Source organism: Bacillus sp. AK031 (assembly GCF_053903065.1).
This window is the reverse complement of the sequence record NZ_CP096424.1, coordinates 2,749,402-2,771,646: the sequence shown is the minus strand read 5'-3', so window position 1 is coordinate 2,771,646 and position 22,245 is coordinate 2,749,402. Positions and strand designations below refer to the sequence as shown.

Here is a 22,245-nt window from a genome sequence, read left to right as displayed (position 1 = left end):
TAGTAATTAACGGTGTGATTACACACGCTTTTAGGATTCAGGCAGAAGGTGCTGTAAAAACAGTTTTTGTCTGGAAGCGATCAAAAGCGGAGGAAAATAAAAACCAATTAGGAGGAAACACACATGTCAGTAATTTCTATGAAACAATTGCTTGAAGCTGGTGTACACTTCGGTCACCAGACTCGCCGTTGGAACCCGAAAATGAAGAAATATATCTTCACAGAGCGTAACGGCATCTACATCATTGACCTTCAAAAAACAGTTAAAAAGGTTGAAGAAGCTTATAACTTCGTTAAGGAATTAGCTGGTAACGGCGGTAAAGTTCTTTTCGTAGGTACTAAGAAACAAGCACAAGAGTCTGTTAAAGAAGAAGCAGAACGTGCAGGCATGTACTTCATCAACCAACGCTGGTTGGGTGGTACACTAACAAACTTCGAAACAATTCAAAAGCGTATTTCCCGTCTTAAGCAAATCGAAAAGATGGAAGAAGACGGAACTTTTGAAGTTCTTCCGAAGAAAGAAGTAGTACAATTGAAAAAAGAACATGAGCGCTTGGTTAAATTCCTTGGCGGTATTAAAGATATGCAAGAACTTCCAGATGCATTGTTCATCATCGATCCTCGTAAAGAGCGTATCGCTGTAGCGGAAGCTCGTAAATTGAACATTCCAATCGTTGGTATCGTTGACACTAACTGTGATCCGGATGAAATCGATGTAGTTATCCCTGCCAACGATGATGCAATCCGTGCTGTTAAACTTCTTACTTCCAAAATGGCTGATGCTATTCTAGAAGCTAAGCAAGGTGAGGAAGCAGCTGTAACTGCTGAGTAATAAAGAGCATTAGCAACCGGCTTATATGGAAGACAGATAATCTGCACCTTGAATAGCAGAAACTGCTGTGGATCATACTGGTACGGTTGATCTGAAAAGGTGATGAGAGGATACCCCTTATCACCTTTTTTTAAAAATAAAAACACTTGCAATACAAGTCTACATAGTAAATTTAAGGAGGAAATCATTATGGCAATTACTGCGCAAATGGTAAAAGAACTTCGTGAAAAAACTGGCGCCGGAATGATGGATTGTAAAAAAGCATTACAAGAAACTGACGGCGACATGGATCAAGCAATTGACTTTCTTCGTGAAAAAGGGATTGCAAAGGCAGCTAAGAAAGCTGACCGTATCGCAGCTGAAGGTACTACTTACATTCAAAGCGAAGGCAACGAAGCTGTCATCCTTGAAGTAAATGCTGAAACGGATTTCGTTGCTAAAAACGAAAACTTCCAAACAGTAGTAAAGGATCTTTCCCAACACGTGCTTACAAACAAGCCTGCATCTGTTGAAGAAGCTCTTGACCAGACAATGACTAACGGCAGCACTGTTGGTGAATACATCAACTCTGCAATTGCTAAAATCGGGGAGAAAATCACTCTTCGCCGTTTTGCTATCCGTACAAAAACGGATAATGACGCGTTTGGTGAGTACCTTCACATGGGTGGAAGAATCGGTGTGTTAAGTGTAGTTGAAGGCACGACTGATGCTGACGTTGCAAAAGATGTTGCAATGCATGCTGCTGCACTAAACCCTAAATATGTTTCCCGTGACCAAGTGTCTGAAGAAGAGGTTGAGCGTGAGCGTGAAGTTCTTACTCAGCAAGCTCTTAATGAAGGCAAGCCAGAGAATATCGTAGCTAAAATGGTAGAGGGCCGCCTTGGCAAATTCTTTGAAGATGTATGTATTCTTGATCAGCCATTCGTTAAGAATCCTGACCAGAAAGTACGTCAATTCCTTGAGTCAAAAGGTGCTGTATTAACAGACTTCATTCGTTACGAAGTTGGGGAAGGCATGGAAAAACGCCAAGAAAACTTTGCTGATGAAGTAATGAGCCAAGTAAATAAGAAGTAACCAGTAGGATATACTTTTAAAGAAAGGGAACACACTGTGTGTTCCCTATTTTTCAAAGCCTGATCAGCAGAGGTATGCTGGAAGTAACATAAAAAAATCAACTACATATGGAGGTTCAAATGAGCATTCCAAAATACAAACGGGTAGTATTGAAGTTAAGCGGGGAAGCGCTGGCTGGCGAACAGGGTTTCGGGCTTAGTCCTTCCATTATTAAGAGTGTCGCAGAAGATGTCAAAGAAATTGCTGAACTGGGTGTAGAAGTTGCTGTTGTTGTCGGCGGCGGCAACATCTGGCGCGGCAAGGTTGGCAGTGAAATGGGAATGGATCGTGCTTCAGCTGATTATATGGGAATGCTGGCTACAGTCATGAACTCATTGGCATTGCAGGACAGCCTTGAGCAAAGCGGAGTTGAAACACGTGTGCAAACATCCATTGATATGCGCCAGGTGGCTGAACCGTATATTCGCAGAAGGGCAATCCGCCATTTAGAGAAAAAGCGAGTGGTCATCTTTGCTGCAGGAACAGGGAATCCTTACTTCTCGACAGATACAACAGCAGCCTTGAGGGCAGCTGAAATTGAAGCGGAAGTTATCCTTATGGCAAAGAATAATGTTGATGGTGTTTATACGGCAGATCCTAAAACAGACGAAAATGCTGTAAAATATGATGAGCTTTCATATTTGGAAGTGATCAAAGAAGGACTTGCAGTGATGGATTCTACAGCTTCATCTTTATGTATGGATAATGATATTCCGCTTATTGTCTTCTCTATTTCTGAAGATGGAAACATTAAACGTGCCGTTTTAGGTGAACCAATCGGAACAATTGTGAGGGGGAAAGCATAATGCCAAGTACAATTATGTCTAACACAAAAGAAAGAATGACTAAAGCAATTCAAACCTTTACAAGGGAGCTTGCGTCTATCCGTGCCGGACGGGCAAACGCTTCTTTACTTGACAAAATTACTGTTGACTATTATGGGGCGCCAACTCCTGTCAATCAGTTAGCTGGTATTTCTGTACCTGAAGCAAGAATGCTTGTTATCCAGCCATACGATAAATCAGCTTTAGGAGATATCGAAAAGGCTATCTTGAAGTCAGATCTGGGCATTACGCCTACAAGTGATGGCAATATCCTGCGAATTGTAATACCGCAGTTGACTGAAGAGCGCCGTAAAGATCTTGTTAAGCTTGTGAAAAAAGAATCTGAAGATGCAAAAGTTGCAATCCGCAATATCCGCCGCGATGCTAACGATGACCTGAAAAAGTTAGAAAAGAACGGTGAGATCACTGAAGACGACCTGCGTGGATATTCAGATGATGTACAAAAATTAACAGATGATCATATTAATCAAATTGATTCCATTGCTAAAGACAAGGAAAAAGAAATCTTAGAAGTATGATGAAAAAACCCTCTTTTATCAGGGGGTTTTTTTCATCTATTAGCCGATACGCTTAATGCAGCAAAATGATTCAAACCGCATATTTTAAGGCTGTAAAACAGAAATCTTGATTTTTAAAGATAAATATACATATTTTTGATATGATAGTAGGGATAATGATTATACTAATCAATTTCATCGTGCTCTGCTTCGGTGTTCATTCTTGTTCAAAACCGTATATGAATAATATGGCTATAGTCGATTTTGCGGCTGGGGTAATGATAAGAAGAAGCTGATCTGAGGTGCAAAGAATGGTATTGATATTATTGTTTGTGGAGGACCAATTATGTTAAATAAAATGAAATTATGGAAAAGTCAGAAGGATAAAACTGAGTTTGACGAAAAATTTCATGAAGTATTACAACATCGTATCCCTAATCATATCGCGATTATTATGGACGGAAATGGAAGATGGGCCAAGAAAAGAGCCCTTCCCAGGATAGCGGGACACCATGAAGGTATGAAGGTTGTACGGAAAATAACGAAGATGGCAAATGAACTAGGTGTCAAAACCCTGACTTTATATGCTTTTTCTACAGAAAACTGGAAGAGGCCAAAAGTGGAAGTGGAATACTTAATGAAACTGCCAGAGGAGTTTTTGGGGACGTTCCTGCCGGAGTTGATAGAGGAAAATGTTAAAGTGACAATGATGGGGTATGAAGATAAATTACCCTCTCATACAGCTAATGCTATAAAAAAGGCAATGAAGGAAACAGAACAAAATGATGGCCTGGTATTGAACTTTGCCTTAAACTATGGAAGCCGGTTTGAAATTATAGAAGCTGTCAAAGATGTCTTAAATGATGTGAGCAATGGTATAATAGATAAAAATGAAATTAACGAAGATACCTTCTCCAAATATTTAATGACGAAGGATCTTACAGATCCAGATCTTCTGATTCGCACAAGCGGTGAAATCAGATTGAGTAACTTTATGCTTTGGCAATTAGCATACACTGAATTCTGGTTCACACCAGTACTATGGCCGGATTTCCAAGAGGAACATTTGCTTGAAGCTATTGAGGCCTATCAAGGAAGATCGAGAAGGTATGGCGGAATACAAAGTGAGGAATTGAAATGAAACAAAGAATACTGACTGCTATCATTGCAGCAGCTGTTTTCCTGCCAATTGTGTTATTTGGCGGAACCCCATTTTTGATTTTGACTTATTTAATTGCAACTATAGGGCTATATGAAGCGCTGAAAATGAGAAAGCTGAAAATTTTATCAATCCCTGGCATCATTTCTATTGCACTTTTATGGATTTTTTTGCTTCCGGATCAATATATTGATGTTATAGAGGAGCTTGGCTATAGCAAAATTGAATTGGCGTTACTGGCTGTTTTGCTTTTCTTGACATATACAGTAGCGGCGAAGAACAGATTTTCCTTCGATGATGTCGCGTTTTCTATATTGGCTACCTTGTATGTAGGAATCGGCTTTTACTACTTTCTTGAAACAAGATATGCAGATGCAGGAATCCAGTTTGTCTTTTATACGCTATTCTTGATATGGGCAACAGATTCAGGTGCTTATTTCATAGGACGGGCTTTTGGAAAGAAGAAACTCTGGCCTGATATCAGTCCGAACAAGACCATTGAAGGTTCCATCGGGGGAGTAATCTGTGCAATGATCGTCGCGGTCATCTTTACATTTGTTGCAGATCTCGGTGTCTCCTTGCCGAAACTATTGATCGTCTCAGCTGTATTATCTGTTTTTGGCCAGATAGGAGATTTGGTGGAATCGGCTTTAAAACGTCACTATGATGTCAAGGATTCCGGCAGCTTGCTGCCTGGGCATGGAGGTATACTGGACAGGTTCGACAGCCTTTTATTTGTACTGCCTCTGCTTCATTTCTTAAATGTTTTATAGTGCTCGTTATTCACTAAGCAAATTTCTGTCAGAATGTGTGTTTTAGTAGGAGTGGATGTTTTGAAGAAAATCAGTTTGATGGGTGCTACCGGTTCAATCGGCGTGCAGACCATCGAGGTTATACGCGATAATAAGGAAGAATTTGCACTGACGGCTATTTCTGCTGGCAGGAATATAGCAGAAACAAAAAAGATCATTAATGAATTTAAACCAGAATTGGTTTCTGTCCTGTTAAAAGAGGATGCTCTATCCCTGAAAAATGATGTACCTCCTGGAACAAAGGTACTCTGGGGAGAAGAGGGGCTATTGGAAGTTGCCTGCCATCGGGATGCAGATGTATTAGTTAATGCAGTCCTGGGAAGTGTGGGGTTATATCCTACATTACAAGCGATTGAGGCAGGGAAAACGATTGCGATTGCCAATAAAGAAACATTGGTGACAGCAGGACACCTGGTGATGGAAGCTGCCAAGCAAAACGGTGTTAACCTGCTGCCGGTAGATAGTGAACATTCCGCTATCTTCCAATGCCTCCAAGGAGAAAACCAGAAAGATATCGAGTCCCTGATCATTACCGCTTCGGGAGGAAGTTTCAGAGATCGAACCAGAGCGGAACTGGAAGGCGTAACGGTTGAGGATGCTCTTAACCACCCAAACTGGTCGATGGGCGCTAAGATAACGATTGACTCGGCAACTATGATGAATAAAGGTTTAGAGGTTATTGAAGCACATTGGCTGTTTGGCATACCATTCAAAGACATCAAAGTATTGCTTCATAGAGAGAGCATAATTCATTCCATGGTTGAGTTTCATGACAGCTCTGTTATTGCTCAGCTTGGTACACCGGATATGAAGGTGCCGATTCAATATGCCCTGACTTATCCGAAAAGGTTGGAAAGGCGCGGGGGAAGCAGATTGAACCTTGCAGAGATTGGCAAACTTCATTTCGAGCAAATGGATATGGAGCGGTTCCCTTGTCTAAAATATGCTTTTGATGCCGGAGAAATTGGTGGTTCTATGCCTGCTGTGCTCAATGCTGCCAATGAAGCTGCAGTTGCCAGATTCTTAAATGGGGAAATTACATTTCTGGCGATTGAAGCACTCATTGAAAAGGCAATGGAGAAGCATGAGGTCATCAACCAGCCGGATTTGGATAAAATCAGAGAGATTGATGCAGAAACACGCCGTTTCATCAATTCGTACCGGTTATAAGAAGCATCGGTATTACGGAGTATTTTTCCGGGTGCTTTTCAATAATTTCCACTACGTTTAAAACTTGTGGGATGACATGGTTTTCATCTACACTCAACTATAAAGGTGGTTTTCTATTTGCAGACAGTGATAGCCTTTATCGTCATATTTGGCGCACTTGTTTTCTTTCATGAATTAGGGCATTTGATTTTTGCAAAAAGAGCAGGAATTATGTGCCGGGAATTTGCAATTGGATTTGGACCAAAAGTATTTTCTTATAAAAAGTCAGAAACAACCTATACGATCCGTCTTCTGCCGCTTGGAGGATTTGTCCGCATGGCAGGTGAAGATCCTGAAATGGTCGATTTGAAACCCGGTTACAGAGTCGGTCTGGTGTTAAATGATGATGAGACGATTCAAAAGATCATCATCAATAATAAAGATAAATATCCGAACGTTCGTGTCATCGAGGTAGAAGAGAGCGATCTGGAACATAAGTTATTCATTCGCGGATATGAGGATGGAGAAGAAGAATTAACGACTTTCACTATCAGCAGAGATGCGGTCATTATTGAAGATGGGGTGGAAACCCAGGTTGCTCCATGGGACAGACAATTTGCGTCGAAAACATTGGGGCAGCGGGCGATGGCTATTTTTGCAGGACCGCTTTTTAATTTTATTTTGGCTTTTGTCATCTTTCTGCTTGTAGGTCTTTTACAAGGTGTGCCGGTAAATGATCCTGTTCTTGGTAAATTAACTGATGATGGAGCAGCACGGGAAGCAGGGCTCCAGCAGGGTGATGAAATCATCAGTATTGACGGCAATGAAATTTCCTCCTGGGAAGATATTGTTACCATCATTCAAAAACACCCTGGTGATCAACTGTTGTTTACCGTAGATCGTGATGGGGTGACAGAAGAGCTGTCTGTTACACCAAAGCCTCAAGTGATTGAAGACAAGGAAATAGGTATCATCGGTGTGCACAGCCCAGTTGAAAAATCTCCTTTGAAGGTCGTGACCAATGGATTTCAACAGACCTATGAATGGACAAAGCTGATCTTTGTCATGCTTGGGAAGCTTGTTACAGGGCAGTTCTCAATCGATGCATTGTCAGGTCCGGTCGGGATTTATCAATCGACGGATATTGTAGCCAAATCAGGTATTTATTACTTGATGAAATGGGGAGCCATTCTGAGTATTAATCTCGGGATCATGAACCTGCTGCCTATTCCTGCTTTGGATGGCGGAAGGTTAATGTTCTTTGCTGTAGAAGCTGTTAGAGGGCGTCCGGTAGACCGGCATAAAGAGGGAATGGTCCACTTTATTGGGTTTGCATTGCTAATGGTGCTCATGCTTGTTGTTACTTGGAATGATATCCAGCGATTCTTCCTGTAAAACAATCCCTTGTGGTTATCCAGTGTAATAGCAGAAAAGAGAATGAATACTGTTCGTTCTCTTTTCTTTTCATTGTTTTCAAATGATTTGCTCCTTGGCAGCACTGCTTATAATAAAAAATAAAATCAATAGCTTTACATAAAAAATGGAGTTTTCAAAGACTAAATATAATTTAAATACAATTTGTTTGAGGTGGTAGTATATGAAACAGAGTATGACGCTAATTCCAACATTAAGAGAAACACCAGCTGATGCAGAAGTGAAAAGTCACCAGCAACTGCTGCGTGCAGGTTTTATTAGACAAAATGCAAGCGGTATCTACAGTTTTCTTCCTCTTGGCCGGAAGGTGCTTCAGAAAGTTGAAGAAATCATAAGAGAAGAAATGGTTAATGCAGGCGGGGTCGAATTGCTTATGCCCGCGCTTCAGCAAGCTGAGTTGTGGCAGGAGTCTGGCAGATGGAACACATACGGCCCTGAACTTATGAGGCTAGAAGACAGGCATAAACGAAATTTTGCCCTGGGTGCCACTCACGAGGAAGTGATTACCTCCCTGGTAAGGGATGAGGTGAAATCCTATAAAAAGTTGCCTCTTACATTATTCCAGATCCAGACAAAATTCCGTGATGAAAAAAGGCCTCGCTTTGGGCTGCTAAGGGGAAGGGAGTTCATCATGAAAGATGCCTACTCTTTCCATTCTTCTTATGAAAGCCTGGATGAAACATATGACAAACTCTTTCAGGCATATTCCAACATCTTTGAGCGCTGTGGACTGAACTTCAGGGCTGTAATTGCTGACTCAGGAGCCATGGGAGGAAAAGATACTCATGAATTCATGGTGCTCTCTGAAATAGGTGAAGACACAATCGCGTACTCTGATTCTTCCCAATATGCTGCAAATATTGAAATGGCCCCAGTCATTCCTCAATATGAACTGTCAAATGAGGCTGATCAGGAGTTGGAAAAGTTGGAAACTCCGGGCAAGAAAACGATTGAAGAGGTCAGTGAGCATTTATCATTGGCTAAAGACAAATGCCTGAAATCCCTGCTCTTTAAAGCAGATGATGAGTATGTTCTTGTCGTCGTCAGAGGGGATCACGAAGTAAATGATATTAAAGTGAAGAACCTTCTCGACGCCAGTGTTGTTGAATTGGCGACAGCAGAGGAAACCTATTCCGTTCTGAGTGCGCCTGTCGGGTCAGTAGGGCCTGCACGTTTGAAGACAGAAGTTAAGATTATTGCTGATGAGGCTGTAAAGTACGTGAAAAATGCTGTCTGCGGTGCAAATGAGGAAGGATATCATTATGTAAATGTTAATTATGAAAGAGATTTCATGGTTGATCAATTTGCAGACCTTAGATTCATAATGGAAGGTGACCCTTCACCCGATGGCAATGGAACTATCAAGTTTGCCAAGGGAATTGAAGTAGGGCACGTTTTCAAGTTAGGAACAAGATACAGTGATGCCATGGGCGCAACGTTCCTGGATGAAAATGGCCGTGCCCAATCGATGATCATGGGCTGCTATGGTATCGGGGTTTCCCGTACACTTGCTGCAGTAGCAGAACAATTCAGTGATGAGAACGGCTTGCAATGGCCTGCCAGTCTTACACCATTCGATTTGCATATCATTCCGATCAATGTCAAAAACGATGAGCAGCGTGAATTGGCGGAGGAGCTTTATTCTAAACTGAGAGAACATCGCTATGACGTCCTGCTCGATGATCGCCAAGAACGTCCAGGTGTTAAGTTTACCGATTCTGACCTTATTGGGCTTCCATTCAGGGTGACGGTCGGAAAGAAAGCAGCAGAAGGCATCGTAGAAGTAAAATGCAGAAAAACAGCAGAAGTATGGGAAGTCCGTAAAGATGAGCTTCTGGACAAAATGCAGGAATTATTTCGCAATCAATAAAACAGGGATTTATGGTAAAATAGAAAGAGATTTTATATTTCATTCCTGATTGAACTACAACAGGGTCTGATCATTACGGTCAGTCCCTTTCTTCTGTCCGTTAAATAAAGGGACAAGGATATTAATTCTTTTTATAGACAGTTAATAGAATGGGGGAGAAATGGTTTGCGAGACAATCCCGCCGGCAAAAAAGAAAGGTTTCAAGTATTGCTTATGCAGCTTGGTTTAACGGAAGATGCAGTTGTGAAGCATTTTCAGTCTGCACAGATAGAAAAATTACTGGTCGACCGCCAGGAAAAGAGATGGCATTTTTATTTCACTTTAGAAAAACTTGTGCCTTGTGCAGTATGGAATACGTTCTCCATAAGGCTGCAGCAGGCATTTCAGCATATTGCCAAAGTTCAGTTTTCCATCAAGTTGCAGGACGATACACATACTGAACATCAGCTGCTGGAATACTGGAATGAATGTATTAAAGAAATTGATGGTATTTCTCCGCCTCTGCTGGCCTTGTTGAACAAGCAGGTGCCAAAAGTAAAAGGAAATAAAATCATCGTCCAGACTTCTAATGAAACGGAAGCAACTGCACTGAAGCGGAAGTACAGTGGATTCATATCTTCTGTATTTCAGAATTTTGGGTTTCCTGCCTACAGTATTGATGCGGAAGTAAAGCAGACAGATAACGAAAATGATGATTATCAAAAATTCCTGGAAGCAAAAAGACTGGAAGATGAAGAAAGAGCCAAGCAGGCTGTCATCGAGATGCAGAAGCAGGCGAATGAAAAAGATCAGGATTCAGCTCCGTCCGGGCCAGTCAATATCGGTCTGACAATCAAAGATGATGCTGATTTCCGTAAAATAGAACATATATTTGATGAGGAAAGAAGAATCGCTTTAGAAGGGTACATTTTCGATGCGGAGACAAAAGAGCTCCGGAGCGGACGTACATTGCTAACTTTTAAAATCACTGATTACACAAGCTCTATCCTAGTTAAGATGTTCTCAAGGGATAAAGAGGATGCCGCCATCATGGGCAAAGTACAAAAAGGAATGTGGGTACGCTGTCGGGGAAGCATCCAGAATGACACTTTTGTCAGGGACTTGGTGATGATCGCCAATGATGTGAATGAAATTACGCCAGTCCTCAGAAAAGATACAGCTCCGGAAGATGAAAAAAGGGTCGAACTCCACCTTCATACGCCAATGAGCCAAATGGATGCTGTTTCTTCTGTCGGCGAATTAGTCGGACAAGCAAAAAAATGGGGGCATAAAGCCATCGCCATCACAGACCATGCCGTTGCCCAGTCATTTCCGGAAGCATACAACGCAAGTAAAAAACATGGTGTCAAAATCCTATACGGATTAGAAGCTAATTTGGTGGATGATGGTGTTCCGATTGCATACAATGATTCACACCGATTACTTGAAGAAGATACCTTTGTTGTCTTTGACGTTGAAACAACCGGATTGTCTGCCATGTACAATACTATCATCGAGTTAGCTGCAGTGAAAATCCATGATGGGGAAATCATTGACAGGTTCGAATCATTTGCCAATCCCCACCATCCATTGTCAGCAACTACAATCAACCTGACCGGGATCACAGATGATATGGTGGAAAACGCGCCTGAAGTAGAGGAAGCATTAAGGTCTTTCAAGGAGTGGGCCGCTGATTCTGTATTGGTTGCCCATAATGCTTCATTCGATATGGGATTCCTTAATGTGGGATATACAAAAGCAGGAATGGATAAAGCTGATAACCCTGTTATAGATACACTCGAATTAGCAAGGCTTCTCTACCCGGAAATGAAAAATCACCGTTTAAATACTCTTGCTAAAAAGTTCGATGTAGAACTTACACAGCATCACCGGGCAATCTATGACGCAGAAGCAACAGGCTATCTCCTCTTGAAAATGCTGAAGGATGCACATGAGAAAGGGATCACCTATCACAATCAGTTTAATGATTACATGGGTAAGGGAGATGCCTATAAGCGCTCCCGTCCATCACATGTGACTTTGCTTGCACAGACCCAAGAAGGACTGAAAAATCTGTTTAAACTGGTGACAGTTTCACATTTGGAATATTTTTATCGTGTGCCTCGTATCCCCAGGTCCCTTCTGCAAAAATACAGAAGCGGAATCCTGGTCGGGTCTGGATGTGATAAAGGTGAAGTCTTTGAAGGGATGATGCAGAAGGCACCGGAAGAAGTCGAAGAGGCAGCACGCTTTTATGACTACTTGGAGGTCCATCCGAAAGAAGTCTATCAGCACCTGATTGAACTAGAGTTAATTATGTCTGAACAGAACCTTGAAGAAATCATCGGCAATATTGTCAAGTTGGGCGAAAAGCTGGATTTACCGGTTGTCGCTACCGGGAATGTCCATTACATCAACCCGACTGATAAAGTGCACAGAGAAATATTGGTCGGTTCCCAAGGGGGAGCCAATCCTCTTAACCGCCATAAGCTTCCTGATGTCCATTTTAGAACTACGAATGAAATGCTTGATTGCTTCTCTTTCCTGGGTAAAGAAAAAGCAAAGGAAATCGTCGTTGCCAACTCCAATAAAATTGCCGATTTAATCGATGACATCAAGCCGATTAAAGATGATCTTTATACTCCTAAAATCGAAGGCGCAGATGAAGAAATGCGGCGCATGAGTTACGAGATGGCCAAAAGCATTTACGGCGATGACCTGCCTGAAATCGTAGAAGCCAGGCTCGAGAAAGAGTTAAAGAGCATCATCGGCCATGGATTTGCCGTTATCTATTTAATTTCTGCAAAACTTGTTAAGAAGTCGCTGAATGATGGATATCTGGTTGGGTCACGTGGATCTGTAGGTTCGTCCTTCGTTGCCACAATGACTGAGATTACAGAGGTAAACCCTCTTCCGCCTCATTATGTGTGCCCGGCTTGCAAGCATTCAGAGTTCTTTGATGACGGATCGGTAGGATCGGGCTTTGACCTTCCGAACAAAAACTGTCCTGAGTGCGGCGGTGTCTTCAAAAAAGATGGGCATGATATTCCGTTCGAAACTTTCCTTGGTTTCAAAGGAGATAAAGTACCGGATATCGATTTGAACTTCTCCGGGGAATATCAGCCGCAGGCCCATGATTATACAAAGGTCCTGTTCGGTGAAGATAATGTGTATCGTGCAGGAACGATCGGAACAGTAGCCGACAAAACAGCCTTTGGATATGTAAAGGGATATGCTTCCGATAATAACCTCCAGATCCGGGGAGCCGAAGTAGACAGGCTGGCGAAAGGCTGTACTGGTGTAAAGAGAACGACTGGCCAGCATCCTGGCGGTATTATCGTTGTTCCTGACTACATGGATATTTTCGATTTTTCACCTATTCAGTTTCCAGCAGATGACAAGAATTCGGAATGGAAAACGACCCACTTTGACTTCCATTCGATTCATGATAATCTTTTGAAGCTGGATATACTCGGGCACGATGATCCGACTGTTATCCGTATGCTTCAGGATTTATCAGGCATCGATCCTAAAACGATACCGACTGATGATCCCGAAGTCATGAAGATTTTCAGCAGCACCGAGTCGCTTGGAGTAACAGAGGATCAAATTATGTGTAAAACCGGAACCTTGGGAATCCCTGAGTTCGGAACAAGGTTTGTAAGGCAGATGCTTGAGGATACGAAACCAACGACATTTTCTGAACTTGTCCAGATCTCAGGGCTTTCGCACGGCACTGATGTATGGCTTGGAAATGCTCAGGAATTGATACACAATAAGATTTGTAACCTAAGTGAAGTTATCGGCTGCCGTGATGATATTATGGTTTATCTGATCTATCAGGGGCTTGAGCCTTCATTAGCCTTTAAAATAATGGAGTTTGTGCGTAAAGGAAAAGGCCTGCAGCCTGAATGGGAAGAAGAAATGGTCAAAAATGGTGTGCCAGGCTGGTATATTGATTCATGTAAGAAAATCAAATATATGTTCCCGAAAGCCCATGCCGCTGCCTATGTGTTAATGGCTGTAAGAATTGCCTACTTCAAAGTCCATCATGCATTGCTCTATTACTCTGCCTATTTTACGGTTCGAGCAGAGGATTTTGATATTGAAGCGATGGTAAGGGGAAGCCAGGCGGTCAGGGCGAAAATCGAAGAAATTAACAGCAAAGGACTTGATGCTTCTCCAAAAGAGAAGAACACATTGACAGTTCTCGAACTTTCGCTAGAAATGTGCGAGAGGGGTTATAAATTCCAGAAGGTTGATCTGTATCGATCCTCTGCGACTGAATTCGTGATAGATGGAGATTCACTAATCCCGCCTTTCAATGCCATTCCTGGCTTGGGAACCAATGCAGCCATCAACATAGTGAATGCAAGAAAAGAGGGGGAATTCCTGTCCAAGGAAGACTTACAGCAAAGAGGACGGGTGTCCAAGACGATCATTGAATACCTGACGAACCATGGCTGCCTTGATGCTCTTCCTGACCAAAATCAGCTGTCACTATTCTGATGGCACGCAGTGTTGTCAAGGGTTTTGTTTGCAAAAAAATGTTGGTTATGGTATATTTTTATTGGAAATACTAATGTTAACTCTGAACGAAAGAGTGGGGGCTGCCTCACTCTTTCGTTGTTGATTAGGGATTTTTTGCTTGACTTGATTCTATTTGTTCATCGATAAACAGAAACGAATCTTGCTCTGCCTTTCATCCCTCAAGCCGAAAGTCATCTTGTAGCAGGAATGATAAAATATCTTTCAGGAGCTTTTCGCTAAGCAGAAGAGGAGGATTGTCGAAGTGGATAATTGGACATCTGGCGTTCAACGAAATGCTTAAGGTGTTCAATGAAGGCAACGTCAACTCGAATCTTTAGCTCATCGAAAGGTACACACAAGTTTTTCAAGCTTGTATCCAGGCTAATGAGAGTAAATTCGATAGACAGGGGTTGCGGCAGAGTCTGTAACATTGCCTGTCTATATTATTAGGCGGTCCGATATTTTATTTGCTGGGAATGATTATTCCTGGTCCAAGATTTCTTTTAATATCCAGGAGGTATGTATGAGTAAAATTACTGAACTCGTAGATGAACTCGTGACACCGATTTTGGATGATATGTCACTTGAATTGGTAGATGTTGAATACGTGAAAGAAGGCTCTAACTGGTTCCTGCGTGTCTTTGTCGATAAAGAAACTGGCGTTGACATTGAAGAGTGCGGAATCGTCAGTGAACGCTTGAGTGAAAAGCTGGATGAAATTGATCCGATCACCCATAATTATTTCCTCGAAGTTTCTTCCCCGGGGGCAGAACGTCCCCTTAAGAAAGAAAAGGATTTTGAAAAAGCGGTCGGCAAGAATGTTCACGTGAAAACATATGAACCTATCAATGGAGAAAAAGCGATTGAAGGGAAACTCCTGTCATATGATGGGAAATCCCTTTCAATAGAAATGATTATTAAGACAAGGAAAAAACAGGTAGACATTCCGATGGAAAAAGTGGCAAAAGCCCGTCTGGCGGTTACTTTTTAAATAGCGGAAGGACCTTTATTGAGAAGGGGGATGACATAACTATGAGTTCGCAATTACTTGAGGCTCTTAATGTACTTGAAAAAGAAAAAGGCATCTCGAGAGATGTAATTATTGAAGCGATTGAAGCTGCCCTGGTTTCTGCTTATAAGCGAAACTTCAACCAGGCTCAAAATGTAAGGGTTGACCTTAACTTAGAAACAGGTTCGATGAGGGTCTTTGCCCGTAAGGAAATCGTTGATGAAGTGTTTGACTCCCGCCTGGAGATTTCTTTAGATGATGCGAAAGAGATTAACCCAGGATATGATACCGGGGATGTAGTGGAACTTGAAGTTACACCAAAAGACTTCGGCAGGATTGCTGCGCAAACAGCAAAACAGGTCGTTACTCAAAGAGTAAGGGAAGCTGAAAGAGGCATTATCTATTCTGAATTTGCCGATAGAGAAGAAGATATCATGACAGGTATCGTCCAAAGGCAGGATGGCCGCTTCATTTATGTCGCCTTAGGCAAAATAGAAGCATTGCTGCCAGTGAATGAGCAAATGCCAAATGAATCGTATAAACCGCATGACCGTATCAAAGTATTTATAACAAAAGTTGAAAAAACTACAAAAGGTCCGCAAATTTTCGTTTCCAGAACACATCCCGGCCTATTGAAAAGGTTATTCGAGATTGAGGTTCCTGAAATCTTTGACGGAACGGTTGAAATCAAATCTGTTGCACGAGAAGCAGGTGACCGTTCAAAGATATCCGTTGCTGCTGCCAATGAAGAAATTGATCCAGTAGGAGCATGTGTTGGTTCCCGGGGGGCGCGCGTCCAGGCAATCGTTAATGAGCTGAAAGGTGAAAAGATTGACATTGTCCACTGGTCAGAAGACCCCGTCACATTCGTTGCAAATGCTTTAAGCCCATCGAAGGTATTGGACGTTCAAGTTGATGAAGATGCCAAGGCTACACGAGTCGTGGTACCTGATTATCAATTGTCCCTTGCGATTGGCAAGAGAGGTCAGAATGCACGCCTTGCTGCAAAGTTGACCGGGTGGAAAATCGATATTAAGAGCGAAACCGATGCCCGCGAGCTGGGGCTTTACCCTCGCGGCGAAGAACCGCTGCTTCCGGTTAATGAAGAAGAGGATTATGATGATAATCCTTCTGAAGATTTCGAATAAAGGTGATAAAAATGAGTACGAAGAAGAAAATTCCTCTAAGGAAATGCCTTGCTACTGGGGAAATGAAGCCTAAAAAAGAAATGATCAGAATTGTCCGTTCTAAAGAAGGGGAAGTTTCCATCGACCCGACAGGAAAGAAATCAGGAAGAGGGGCATACCTTTCGAAATCAAAGGATGCAATCGAAACAGCTAAAAAGAAAAATGCAATAGCCAATCAATTACAAACAAAAGTAGAAGACTCATTATATGAGGACCTGCTAGCGTTCGTGGATAAGGAGTAATCCCGATTATATGGATCAGCAAAATCGATGGATGTCTCTGCTAGGATTGGCCAATCGGGCACGCAAGGTTATTTCAGGCGAAGAACTTGTTATTAAGGAAATCCGGAACAACCGTGCAAAGATCGTGCTGCTTGCAGATGATGCTTCTCTGAATACAAGGAAGAAGATAATGGATAAATGCAAGTTTTATCAAATTCCAGTCTGCCTTGTTGAAAACAGGGGCCTTCTCGGACGAGCAATCGGAAAAGAAGCCAGAGTAACGGTTGCAATACTGGATGCCGGTTTTGCCAAAAAGATTTCCAGCCTGCTCGATGAATCTCAATGGGGGTGAACATATGAGTAAAGTACGTATATATGAATATGCGAAAAAACATAACGTTTCAAGCAAGGACGTTATTTCAAAACTAAAAGAAATGAATATTGAGGTATCAAATCATATGACAACATTGGAGGACGACACCGTTAAGAAACTAGACAAGTCATATGGCGGCAAATCTGAGGGGTCTTCTTCAGATAAAGCTCCAAATAAAGAAGCAGTGAAGAGCGGTACACCGAATAACCGCGATGGCAAAAAGACTGAACAATCCGGCCAATCAAAGGATAAAAAAGGGTTTAACAACAATAAAAAAGGTAAAAACAACAATAAGCCTAACAACAAGAATAATAACAGAAACAACAGAGGCAGCCAGACAAACAACAATCAGCCTCAAAAGAAAAAGGAAAAAGAGCTTCCTGAAAAAATCACTTTTACCGAATCTCTTACTGTTGCCGAGATGGCGAAGAAATTACATCGTGAGCCTTCTGAAATTATCAAAAAGTTATTCATGCTGGGTGTAATGGCTACCATCAACCAGGAACTTGAGAAAGAAGCAATAGAACTTGTTGCAGCAGAATATGGTGTTGAAGTCGAGGAAGAGATCCTTGTTGATGCTTCTGATCTTGAAGTGTATTTCACTGAAGATGAAGAAGCAGACCAAGTTGAACGTCCATCTGTTGTTACAATCATGGGACACGTTGACCACGGTAAAACCACCTTGCTTGATTCCATCAGGAATACGAAAGTGACTGAAGGAGAAGCAGGAGGAATCACTCAGCATATCGGTGCTTATCAAATCGTTGAAAACGATAAGAAAATCACCTTCCTTGATACACCGGGACATGCTGCCTTCACAACTATGAGAGCACGCGGTGCCCAGGTAACGGATATCGCTATCATTGTCGTTGCAGCAGATGATGGTGTCATGCCGCAAACAGTAGAAGCAATCAACCATGCTAAAGCTGCAGAGGTACCGATCATCATTGCTGTTAACAAAATGGACAAAGAAGGAGCAAACCCTGACCGTGTCATGCAGGAACTTACAGAGTATCAGCTTGTTCCAGAAGCATGGGGAGGAGATACGATTTTCGTTTCGCTTTCTGCACTGAAAGGCGAAGGAATTGACGATCTTTTGGAAATGATTCTTCTTGTCAGCGAAGTAGAGGAGCTTAAAGCAAATCCTAACCGACTGGCTCAAGGTACTGTCATAGAGGCGGAACTTGATAAAGGACGCGGTTCTGTCGCGACACTGCTTGTTCAGAACGGAACTTTAAGAGTCGGTGACCCGATTGTTGTAGGAACTACGTTTGGCCGTGTTCGTGCAATGGTTAATGATATTGGCCGCAGAGTGAAAGAGGCCGGCCCATCTACACCGGTCGAAATTACCGGTTTGAATGATGTTCCTCAAGCTGGAGACAGATTTGTCGTATTCGAAGATGAAAAAACAGCTCGTTCTGTAGGTGAATCCCGTGCCCAGGAGGCACTTCAAGCGCAGCGCGGCGAAAAATCCCGTGTCAGCCTCGATAACCTGTTCGAGCAAATGAAACAAGGCGAGATGAAGGACTTGAACATCGTCATGAAAGCTGATGTTCAAGGGTCTGTCGAAGCCTTAGCAGCTTCACTTCAGAAGATTGAAGTGGAAGGTGTAAATGTTAAGATTATCCACACTGGTGTTGGTGCCTTGAATGAATCTGATATTACGCTTGCTGCTGCATCCAACGCGATCGTTATCGGATTTAACGTTCGTCCTGATGTCAATGCAAAGCGTGCTGCCGAAGCAGAGGGAGTTGAAATTCGCCTTCACCGCATTATCTATAAAGTAATCGAAGAGATTGAATCTGCGATGAAGGGAATGCTTGATCCTGAGTTCGAAGAGAAAATTATCGGTCAGGCTGAAGTTCGTCAAACATTTAAAGTGTCTAAAGTTGGAACAATTGCGGGAAGCTATGTAACAGACGGGAAAATCACCCGTGACAGCGGGGTTCGCGTGATTCGTGATGGAGTTGTCATCTACGAAGGTGAACTGGATGTCCTGAAACGCTTTAAAGACGACGTGAAAGAAGTTGCGACCAACTACGAGTGTGGTATTACAATTAAAAACTTTAACGATATCAAAGAAGGAGATATCATTGAAGCCTTTGTAATGCAGGAAATCAAACGATAATGATTGCATATGTAGAATGTGAGTTTATCATACATGATTCTCATTCTCTTAAGGACAAAAGAGCAGTGCTTCAGCGGGTATTGACCCGCTTGAAGCAAAAATACAATGTGGCGGTTTCAGAAATTGACCATCAGGATGTATGGCAGCGAACCAGGATTGCCATTGTCACTGTCGCATCTTCACGTCAATCCGCCCAGGCTGTAATAGACAGTGCCCTGAAGCTAACAGATTCATTTCCTGAGTGGGAAAGAGGAGAAACTGTACACGAACTTCTCTAGTCTCAAAGCTTCAGCTATAAACAAGGGAAGTTAAGAGGTGATATTGATGAGCCATCGTTCTAACCGTGTTGGCGAGCAGATGAAAAAAGAGCTCAGCGATATTATCGGACGAAAAATCAAAGATCCAAGAATCGGCTTTGTTACGGTGACTGATGTGGAAGTATCAGGGGATCTGCAGCAAGCGAAAGTGTATATCACTGTTCTCGGTGACGAGGAGCAGAGAGAGAACACTTTGAAGGGATTGGCGAAAGCTAAAGGATTTATTCGTTCGGAAATCGGACAGCGAGTTCGTTTGCGTAAAACACCTGAACTCATTTTTGAATTTGATGAGTCAATCGATTACGGAAATCGAATTGAATCATTGCTTAAAAAAATTCAAGATGAACCGGAAGAAAAGCAGGACTGATTCAAGTCAATGCTGCGTACTTCCTCAATGGACATAGGCTGACCAATTTTATTTGGGTCAGCCTTTTTCTATGATTCATACAGGTTACTGGGATTAACAGCTGAATGCTGAGAAAGTGAGTGGTTTGAAATGAATGGCATATTACCATTATGGAAGCCCAAAGGGTTAACATCACATGACTGTGTATTTAAAATCCGAAAATTGCTGCGAACTAAAAAGGTTGGACATACCGGAACATTGGACCCCGAAGTGACCGGTGTTTTGCCGCTTTGTATTGGCAGAGGGACCAAAATAGCTGAATATATAACCAACAGCGGCAAGGCTTATGAAGGAGAAGTGACGCTGGGCTCTTCAACAACAACAGAAGATGTCTGGGGAGAAAAGGTAGAAGAAAAGAAGGTAACCGACAGCTATACAAGGGAGCAGATAGTAAATGTACTGCAGTCATTTCATGGAGAGATCACTCAGACTCCCCCCATGTACTCAGCGGTAAAGGTAAATGGCAGGCGCTTATATGAATATGCAAGAGAAGGGAAAGTCATTGAGCGTCCCAGCCGAAGGGTTACCATCCACTCAATTGAATTGCTTGACGAGCGGACTGTCTTTGAAGGAAATCCGTTAAGCTTTGAATTTCGAGTTTCCTGCAGCAAAGGAACCTATATTAGGACACTGGCAGTTGAAATAGGGGAGAGACTTGGATATCCCGCTCACATGTCTAAATTGACGAGAATCCGCTCAGCTGCTTTTAACCAGGAAGATTGCTTTACTTTCGAAGAGATTGAGGAACTCGTTCAGACAGGTAATGTACAACAAGCGCTATTTCCTATTGAAACAGGAATTTCTCATTTGCCGAAATGGGATTTAAGTGATACATTAGCAATGAAAGTAAAGAACGGAGCAGTGCTGCATACGCCGGAAAGCTGGCCAGGTGATCAAGTTGCTATGAATTATAATGGTAAAACCTTGGCGATTTATCAGGCTCATCCAGATAAAGAAGGCGTTATTAAGCCTGTGAAAGTACTATTCAATGATTAGGGAAAATAGGTGAGGTATCATGAAGGTTATTACGGTCCATCATCCCCATTCGTTACACTCTGAGGATTTTCCTCCGTTATCGATGGCCCTGGGCTATTTTGATGGAGTGCATAAAGGACATCAGAAGGTTATTAAAAACGCAATTAGTGAAGCTGAAGCCCGCAATTTGAAGAGCGCGGTCATGACATTCGATCCGCATCCTTCGGTAGTGCTGGGACATAAGCACAAGCATGTTAAATATATTACACCGCTTCAGGATAAGATTCAACGCATGGAAGACTTGGGAGTTGATTACTTATTCATAGTCCGGTTCACTTCAGATTTTGCAAGCCTTCATCCACAGGAATATGTAGATCAATATATTATCAACCTGAATGTCAAGCATGTTTCTGCCGGTTTTGATTTTACATATGGCAAGCTAGGCAAAGGGAATATGGAAACACTCCAATTTCATTCCCGTAACCAATTCACATACAGTATTGTGAGCAAGCTTTCAGATGAAGATGATAAGGTAAGTTCCACTTTGATCAGGTCATCCCTCAATGAAGGGGAAACATGCAGGGCGGCAAATCTTCTCGGCAGGTTCTATACCACTTCCGGCACTGTCATACATGGTGATAAACGGGGACGAAAGATTGGTTTTCCTACTGCCAACATTGAACTGGCGGATGACTACATCATTCCAAAGCTGGGGGTATATGCTGTGAGGCTGTATGTCCAGAACCAATGGCATGATGGGGTAGCCAATCTGGGATACAAACCTACTTTTAATAATCCGGATGATAAGGCTCTGTCGATTGAGGTTCATATCTTTGACTTCAATTCTTCTATTTACGGGGAAGAGGTAGTGGCTGAATGGCACAAGTATATTCGGTCTGAGCAAAAGTTCGACGGAATTCAACAATTGATTGATCAAATTGAAAAGGATAAGAAGGAAGCAATCGCTTACTTTGAGAAATTATTCGTTTAGGCTTGATTTATGAAAGAAAAAGTAGTATTCTAATTAACGTATGACAATGAACCTTTACTTGGCAGCACGATTCACCAACGTTTGCTGGGTCACAGGGGATTTTGAAAGAATATTAGGAGGTGAAATGGATGGCTATCACACAAACACGTAAAAACGAACTAATCAACGAGTACAAAACTCATGAGAACGATACTGGTTCTGCAGAGGTTCAAATTGCTATCCTTACTGAAGAAATCAACACTTTGAACGACCATTTGCGTACTCACAAGAAAGACCACCACTCTCGTCGCGGTCTTTTGAAAATGGTAGGTCGCCGTCGTAATCTTTTAACGTACCTACGTAATAAAGATGTCGCGCGCTACCGTGATTTGATCAACAAATTAGGTTTACGCCGATAAGTTACTCAGAAGCGGGATTCT

20 protein-coding genes are annotated in these 22,245 nt (G+C 42.3%); all 20 read left to right on the top strand.

What is annotated here, in order from left to right:
* Nucleotides 1–123 precede the first annotated feature (123 nt).
* The 20 genes from rpsB (at nucleotide 124) to rpsO (ending at nucleotide 22,224) form a co-directional block, all read left to right on the top strand.
* Nucleotides 124–831: a 30S ribosomal protein S2 gene (gene rpsB, locus M1E09_RS14250; protein WP_456271520.1), complete on the top strand. Its 708-nt coding sequence runs from the start codon at nucleotides 124–126 to the stop codon at nucleotides 829–831.
* A gap of 189 nt (nucleotides 832–1,020) precedes the next feature.
* Entirely contained in the window at nucleotides 1,021–1,905 is an 885-nt protein-coding gene (gene tsf / locus M1E09_RS14245) for a translation elongation factor Ts (protein ID WP_456271519.1), read from the top strand.
* 119 nt (nucleotides 1,906–2,024) lie between these two features.
* Nucleotides 2,025–2,750 carry a UMP kinase gene (gene pyrH, locus M1E09_RS14240; RefSeq protein WP_456271518.1) on the top strand — a complete coding sequence of 242 codons (726 nt, stop codon included), beginning with the start codon at nucleotides 2,025–2,027 and terminating at the stop codon, nucleotides 2,748–2,750.
* A complete protein-coding gene (frr, locus tag M1E09_RS14235; protein WP_456271517.1) occupies nucleotides 2,750–3,307 on the top strand; it encodes a ribosome recycling factor in 558 nt (185 codons plus the stop codon). Before pyrH ends, frr begins: the two co-directional genes overlap by 1 nt.
* A gap of 325 nt (nucleotides 3,308–3,632) precedes the next feature.
* Nucleotides 3,633–4,427, top strand: a complete 795-nt coding sequence (locus M1E09_RS14230; protein ID WP_456271516.1) for an isoprenyl transferase — start codon at nucleotides 3,633–3,635, stop codon at nucleotides 4,425–4,427.
* A complete protein-coding gene (locus tag M1E09_RS14225) occupies nucleotides 4,424–5,218 on the top strand; it encodes a phosphatidate cytidylyltransferase (protein ID WP_456271515.1) in 795 nt (264 codons plus the stop codon). The genes M1E09_RS14230 and M1E09_RS14225 overlap by 4 nt, the downstream gene beginning before the upstream one ends.
* Nucleotides 5,219–5,278: 60 nt before the next feature.
* On the top strand, nucleotides 5,279–6,427 hold the full coding sequence (locus tag M1E09_RS14220; protein ID WP_456271514.1) for a 1-deoxy-D-xylulose-5-phosphate reductoisomerase: 1,149 nt from the start codon (nucleotides 5,279–5,281) through the stop codon (nucleotides 6,425–6,427).
* Nucleotides 6,428–6,544: 117 nt separating this feature from the next.
* Nucleotides 6,545–7,801, top strand: coding sequence for an RIP metalloprotease RseP (gene rseP / locus M1E09_RS14215; protein ID WP_456271513.1), 1,257 nt, complete (start codon nucleotides 6,545–6,547; stop codon nucleotides 7,799–7,801).
* Nucleotides 7,802–8,003: 202 nt separating this feature from the next.
* Nucleotides 8,004–9,710 (top strand): proline--tRNA ligase, encoded by a 1,707-nt coding sequence (locus M1E09_RS14210; protein WP_456271512.1) that lies wholly within the window; start codon nucleotides 8,004–8,006, stop codon nucleotides 9,708–9,710.
* Nucleotides 9,711–9,923: 213 nt separating this feature from the next.
* A complete protein-coding gene (locus M1E09_RS14205) occupies nucleotides 9,924–14,198 on the top strand; it encodes a PolC-type DNA polymerase III (RefSeq protein ID WP_456274996.1) in 4,275 nt (1,424 codons plus the stop codon).
* Nucleotides 14,199–14,742: 544 nt separating this feature from the next.
* Entirely contained in the window at nucleotides 14,743–15,210 is a 468-nt protein-coding gene (gene rimP, locus M1E09_RS14200) for a ribosome maturation factor RimP (RefSeq protein ID WP_456271511.1), read from the top strand.
* 41 nt (nucleotides 15,211–15,251) lie between these two features.
* The gene (gene nusA, locus M1E09_RS14195) at nucleotides 15,252–16,376 is read left to right on the top strand and encodes a transcription termination factor NusA (RefSeq protein ID WP_456271510.1); all 1,125 of its coding nucleotides are present in this window, start codon (nucleotides 15,252–15,254) and stop codon (nucleotides 16,374–16,376) included.
* 11 nt (nucleotides 16,377–16,387) lie between these two features.
* Nucleotides 16,388–16,657, top strand: coding sequence for an RNase P modulator RnpM (gene rnpM / locus M1E09_RS14190; RefSeq protein ID WP_456271509.1), 270 nt, complete (start codon nucleotides 16,388–16,390; stop codon nucleotides 16,655–16,657).
* A 10-nt stretch (nucleotides 16,658–16,667) separates the two neighbouring features.
* Nucleotides 16,668–16,988, top strand: a complete 321-nt coding sequence (locus M1E09_RS14185) for a YlxQ family RNA-binding protein (RefSeq protein WP_456271508.1) — start codon at nucleotides 16,668–16,670, stop codon at nucleotides 16,986–16,988.
* 4 nt (nucleotides 16,989–16,992) lie between these two features.
* Nucleotides 16,993–19,137 (top strand): translation initiation factor IF-2, encoded by a 2,145-nt coding sequence (infB, locus tag M1E09_RS14180; RefSeq protein ID WP_456271507.1) that lies wholly within the window; start codon nucleotides 16,993–16,995, stop codon nucleotides 19,135–19,137.
* The gene (locus tag M1E09_RS14175) at nucleotides 19,137–19,415 is read left to right on the top strand and encodes a DUF503 domain-containing protein (protein ID WP_456271506.1); all 279 of its coding nucleotides are present in this window, start codon (nucleotides 19,137–19,139) and stop codon (nucleotides 19,413–19,415) included. The genes infB and M1E09_RS14175 overlap by 1 nt, the downstream gene beginning before the upstream one ends.
* Nucleotides 19,416–19,461: 46 nt before the next feature.
* On the top strand, nucleotides 19,462–19,821 hold the full coding sequence (gene rbfA, locus M1E09_RS14170) for a 30S ribosome-binding factor RbfA (RefSeq protein ID WP_456271505.1): 360 nt from the start codon (nucleotides 19,462–19,464) through the stop codon (nucleotides 19,819–19,821).
* A 129-nt stretch (nucleotides 19,822–19,950) separates the two neighbouring features.
* Nucleotides 19,951–20,856, top strand: coding sequence for a tRNA pseudouridine(55) synthase TruB (truB, locus tag M1E09_RS14165; protein ID WP_456271504.1), 906 nt, complete (start codon nucleotides 19,951–19,953; stop codon nucleotides 20,854–20,856).
* Nucleotides 20,857–20,875: 19 nt separating this feature from the next.
* Nucleotides 20,876–21,826: a bifunctional riboflavin kinase/FAD synthetase gene (gene ribF, locus M1E09_RS14160; RefSeq protein ID WP_456271503.1), complete on the top strand. Its 951-nt coding sequence runs from the start codon at nucleotides 20,876–20,878 to the stop codon at nucleotides 21,824–21,826.
* A gap of 128 nt (nucleotides 21,827–21,954) precedes the next feature.
* Complete coding sequence (gene rpsO, locus M1E09_RS14155) at nucleotides 21,955–22,224, top strand: 30S ribosomal protein S15 (RefSeq protein WP_113929935.1); 270 nt, start codon at nucleotides 21,955–21,957, stop codon at nucleotides 22,222–22,224.
* Nucleotides 22,225–22,245 lie beyond the last annotated feature (21 nt).

Bases quoted from the DNA above. Each gene is read 5' to 3' on its own strand.
- rpsB (WP_456271520.1), top strand. From the start codon at position 124: ATGTCAGTAATTTCTATGAAACAATTGCTTGAAGCTGGTGTACACTTC.
- tsf (WP_456271519.1), top strand. From the start codon at position 1,021: ATGGCAATTACTGCGCAAATGGTAAAAGAACTTCGTGAAAAAACTGGC.
- pyrH (WP_456271518.1), top strand. From the start codon at position 2,025: ATGAGCATTCCAAAATACAAACGGGTAGTATTGAAGTTAAGCGGGGAA.
- frr (WP_456271517.1), top strand. From the start codon at position 2,750: ATGCCAAGTACAATTATGTCTAACACAAAAGAAAGAATGACTAAAGCA.
- M1E09_RS14230 (WP_456271516.1), top strand. From the start codon at position 3,633: ATGTTAAATAAAATGAAATTATGGAAAAGTCAGAAGGATAAAACTGAG.
- M1E09_RS14225 (WP_456271515.1), top strand. From the start codon at position 4,424: ATGAAACAAAGAATACTGACTGCTATCATTGCAGCAGCTGTTTTCCTG.
- M1E09_RS14210 (WP_456271512.1), top strand. From the start codon at position 8,004: ATGAAACAGAGTATGACGCTAATTCCAACATTAAGAGAAACACCAGCT.
- M1E09_RS14205 (WP_456274996.1), top strand. From the start codon at position 9,924: ATGCAGCTTGGTTTAACGGAAGATGCAGTTGTGAAGCATTTTCAGTCT.
- rimP (WP_456271511.1), top strand. From the start codon at position 14,743: ATGAGTAAAATTACTGAACTCGTAGATGAACTCGTGACACCGATTTTG.
- nusA (WP_456271510.1), top strand. From the start codon at position 15,252: ATGAGTTCGCAATTACTTGAGGCTCTTAATGTACTTGAAAAAGAAAAA.
- rnpM (WP_456271509.1), top strand. From the start codon at position 16,388: ATGAGTACGAAGAAGAAAATTCCTCTAAGGAAATGCCTTGCTACTGGG.
- M1E09_RS14185 (WP_456271508.1), top strand. From the start codon at position 16,668: ATGGATCAGCAAAATCGATGGATGTCTCTGCTAGGATTGGCCAATCGG.
- infB (WP_456271507.1), top strand. From the start codon at position 16,993: ATGAGTAAAGTACGTATATATGAATATGCGAAAAAACATAACGTTTCA.
- M1E09_RS14175 (WP_456271506.1), top strand. From the start codon at position 19,137: ATGATTGCATATGTAGAATGTGAGTTTATCATACATGATTCTCATTCT.
- rbfA (WP_456271505.1), top strand. From the start codon at position 19,462: ATGAGCCATCGTTCTAACCGTGTTGGCGAGCAGATGAAAAAAGAGCTC.
- truB (WP_456271504.1), top strand. From the start codon at position 19,951: ATGAATGGCATATTACCATTATGGAAGCCCAAAGGGTTAACATCACAT.
- ribF (WP_456271503.1), top strand. From the start codon at position 20,876: ATGAAGGTTATTACGGTCCATCATCCCCATTCGTTACACTCTGAGGAT.
- rpsO (WP_113929935.1), top strand. From the start codon at position 21,955: ATGGCTATCACACAAACACGTAAAAACGAACTAATCAACGAGTACAAA.